The organism is Streptomyces sp. OfavH-34-F, assembly GCF_022347745.1.
GTDB lineage: Bacteria > Actinomycetota > Actinomycetes > Streptomycetales > Streptomycetaceae > Streptomyces.
On the sequence record NZ_JAKRGC010000481.1, the window covers coordinates 1 to 3,440 of the forward strand.

4 protein-coding genes are annotated in these 3,440 nt (G+C 73.8%); 3 read left to right on the top strand and 1 reads right to left on the bottom strand.

Annotated features, from left to right (window positions below; translation table 11 throughout):
• Positions 1-605 (bottom strand): aminotransferase class I/II-fold pyridoxal phosphate-dependent enzyme (locus MHW47_RS33630; RefSeq protein WP_239227637.1); only part of this gene is annotated, 605 nt, incomplete at its 3' end.
• Positions 606-748: 143 nt separating this feature from the next.
• Here MHW47_RS33630 and bioB point away from each other — a divergent pair.
• From bioB to MHW47_RS33645, 3 genes are all read left to right on the top strand, one after another.
• Positions 749-1,969 carry a biotin synthase BioB gene (bioB, locus tag MHW47_RS33635; protein WP_239227638.1) on the top strand — a complete coding sequence of 407 codons (1,221 nt, stop codon included), beginning with the start codon at positions 749-751 and terminating at the stop codon, positions 1,967-1,969.
• Positions 1,962-3,266, top strand: a complete 1,305-nt coding sequence (locus MHW47_RS33640) for an adenosylmethionine--8-amino-7-oxononanoate transaminase (protein WP_239227639.1) — start codon at positions 1,962-1,964, stop codon at positions 3,264-3,266. The genes bioB and MHW47_RS33640 overlap by 8 nt, the downstream gene beginning before the upstream one ends.
• 3 nt (positions 3,267-3,269) lie before the next feature.
• The coding region (locus MHW47_RS33645) for an AAA family ATPase (RefSeq protein WP_239227640.1) at positions 3,270-3,440 on the top strand (171 nt) is incomplete at its 3' end.

Genomic DNA, 3,440 nt, shown 5'->3' on the forward strand with positions numbered 1-3,440 from the left:
CCCAGGCCGTGCGCGTCGTCCACCACGAGCGCTGCGTTCTCCGCCCGGCAGACGGCGGCCAGCGCGGCGAGCGGCGCGGCGTCGCCGTCCACGGAGAAGACCGAGTCGGTGACGGCCAGCCGCCGGCCCTCGTGCCCGCACAGCGACTTGCGGACGGCCTCCGGGTCGGCGTGCGGGACGACGGCGGTCGCCGCCCGTGAGAGCCGGCAGCCGTCCACGATGGAGGCGTGGTTGCCCGCGTCCGAGGCGATGAGGCCGTCGGGCCCGGTGAGCGCGGTGAGGGCCGCGAGGTTGGCGGCGTAGCCCGAGGAGAGCACGAGGGCCGCCTCGAAGCCGCAGAACGCGGCGAGTTCGCGTTCGAGTTCCGCGTGAAGGGCGGTCGAGCCCGTCACGAGGCGGGAGCCGGTCGATCCGCCGCCCCAGCGCAGGGCCGCGTCCGCCGCCGCCGCGGTCACCTCGGGGTGCCGGGTCAGGCCCAGGTAGTCGTTGCTCGCGAGGTCCAGCGGCTCCGCGCCGCCACTGCGGGGCCGCAGCCTGCGGACCAGCCCCGCCTCAGCGCGGCGGCGCGCCTCGTCGTCGATCCAGTCGAACGGGGTGGCGGGCATGGAGTGACCCCTCTTGTAGGCAGCCCACAGACCCTAACCGGGGTCACACCGGGGCACGGTGTGGTGATGCACACACCCCGCGTGAGGTCCGTTGTCCGGTTCCTCCTTGGCCAGAGGCGGTGCGGTGCGCCAGGATCGTCGCCATGGACCTCCTGAACACGCTGGTGGACAAGGGGCTGCGGCGCGAGCTGCCGACCCGTGAAGAAGCGCTCGCCGTACTGGCGACTCCGGACGACGAACTGCTCGATGTGGTGGCGGCGGCCGGCAGGGTGCGCCGTCAGTGGTTCGGGCGGCGGGTGAAACTGAACTATCTGGTCAATCTGAAGTCGGGGCTCTGTCCCGAGGACTGCTCGTACTGCTCGCAGCGGCTCGGCTCCAAGGCCGAGATCCTCAAGTACACCTGGCTCAAGCCCGAGGACGCCTCCAAGGCGGCGGCGGCCGGGGTGGCCGGCGGCGCCAAGCGTGTCTGCCTGGTGGCCAGCGGCCGGGGCCCCACCGACCGGGACGTGGACCGGGTCTCGGAGACCATCGAGGCCATCAAGGAGCAGAACGAGGGCGTCGAGGTGTGCGCCTGCCTCGGGCTGCTCTCCGAGGGCCAGGCCGAACGGCTGCGTTCGGCGGGCGCCGACGCGTACAACCACAACCTCAACACGTCCGAGGGGACGTACGGGGAGATCACGACCACCCACACCTACGCGGACCGGGTGGACACGGTGCACCGGGCGCAGGCGGCCGGGCTGTCCGCCTGTTCGGGGCTGATCGCGGGCATGGGCGAGAGCGACGAGGACCTGGTCGACGTGGTCTTCTCGCTGCGCGAGCTGGACCCGGACTCGGTGCCGGTCAACTTCCTGATCCCGTTCGAGGGGACGCCGCTCGCCAAGGAGTGGAACCTGACGCCGCAGCGCTGCCTGCGCATCCTGGCGATGGTCCGCTTCGTCTGCCCGGACGTGGAGGTGCGGCTCGCGGGCGGCCGCGAGGTCCACCTGCGCTCGATGCAGCCGCTCGCACTGCACCTGGTGAACTCCATCTTCCTGGGCGACTACCTGACCAGCGAGGGCCAGGCCGGGCAGGCGGACCTGGACATGATCGCGGACGCCGGCTTCGAGGTGGAGGGCACGGACACGACCACGCTCCCCGGCCACCGCGCGCACGCGGCCGCCGGCTGCGGTGCGCACGCGGAGGGCCCCGGTTCCGAGGCGGAGGGCTGCGGCACGCACGCCGGGGGCTGCGCCCCCTGCGGCGGGAGCGCGCCGGACGCGCCGGCCGGCACCGAGGCACCGGAGCAGCAGGTTCCGGGGGCCCGTACGGATCTGGTGGCGGTCCGCCGCCGCGGCGCGGGGACGGATCTCGCCCCCAATGCCTGAGCCGCTCTCCCCCGCACGGCTCCGGGACCTGGACCGGGAACACGTCTGGCATCCGTACGGGCCCATGCCGGGCCGGCAGGAGCCGCTGGTCGTGGCGTCCGCGTCCGGGGTCCGGCTGCGGCTCGCCGAACCCGCCCACGGCCACGCGGAGTTGGTCGACGGCATGTCCTCGTGGTGGTCGGCCGTGCACGGCTACAACCACCCCGTGCTCAACGAGGCGGCGCGCGGCCAGCTGGACCGGATGAGCCATGTGATGTTCGGCGGGCTCACCCACGAGCCCGCCGTCCGGCTCGCGGCCCGGCTGGTGGAGATCACCCCGGAGCCGCTGCGCCACGTCTTCCTCGCCGACTCCGGTTCGGTCTCGGTCGAGGTCGCCGTGAAGATGTGCCTCCAGTACTGGCGGTCGGCCGGCCGGCCCGAGAAGAAGCGGCTGCTGACCTGGCGCGGCGGCTACCACGGCGACACCTGGCAGCCCATGTCGGTGTGCGACCCCGAGGGCGGGATGCACGAGCTGTGGTCGGGCGCCCTGCCCCGCCAGGTCTTCGCCGACGAGCCGCCCGCCGGCTTCGACGCGGAGCCCGACCCCGCGTACACGGCGCACCTGCGGGAACTCATCGAGCGGCACGCCGGCGAACTGGCCGCCGTGATCGTGGAACCGGTGGTGCAGGGGGCGGGCGGCATGCGCTTCCACTCCCCCGGCTACCTGCGCGTACTGCGCGAGGCGTGCGACGCGTCAGGGGTACTCCTCGTGTTCGACGAGATCGCCACGGGCTTCGGGCGTACGGGCAGCCTCTTCGCCGCCGGTCACGCGGGCGTCTCCCCGGACGTGATGTGCGTGGGCAAGGCGCTGACGGGCGGCTACCTCACGATGGCGGCGACGCTGTGCACGAGCGAGGTGGCCGCGGGGATCTCGCGCGGCGAGGTGCCTGTCCTCGCCCACGGACCGACGTTCATGGGCAATCCGCTCGCCGCCGCGGTGGCCTGCGCCTCCCTCGACCTGCTGCTCGGCCAGGACTGGGAGCAGGAGGTGAAACGCGTCGAGACCGGCCTGCGCGAGGGCCTGGCGGCGGCGCGGGAACTGCCCGGCGTCCGCGACGTGCGGGTGCTCGGCGCCATCGGCGTGGTCCAGCTGGACCACGAGGTGGACATGGCGGCGGCGACCTCGGCGGCGGTACGGGAAGGGGTGTGGCTGCGGCCGTTCCGCGACCTCGTCTACACCATGCCGCCGTACGTGACGGGGGACGACGATCTGGCACGGATCTGCCGCGCGGTGTGCGCGGCGGCGCGGGAGGGCTGAGGCATGCGTGTTCTGGTGGTGACGGGGACCGGCACGGAGATCGGCAAGACGATCGTGACGGCGGCCGTGGCGGCCGCCGCCGCGCCCCGCCGCGTCGCGGTCCTCAAACCGGCCCAGACCGGCCTGGCGCCGGGCGAGCCGGGAGACGCGGCCGAGGTCGCGCGGCTGGCGGGC

Bases quoted from the DNA above. Each gene is read 5' to 3' on its own strand.
- MHW47_RS33640 (WP_239227639.1), top strand. From the start codon at position 1,962: ATGCCTGAGCCGCTCTCCCCCGCACGGCTCCGGGACCTGGACCGGGAA.
- bioB (WP_239227638.1), top strand. From the start codon at position 749: ATGGACCTCCTGAACACGCTGGTGGACAAGGGGCTGCGGCGCGAGCTG.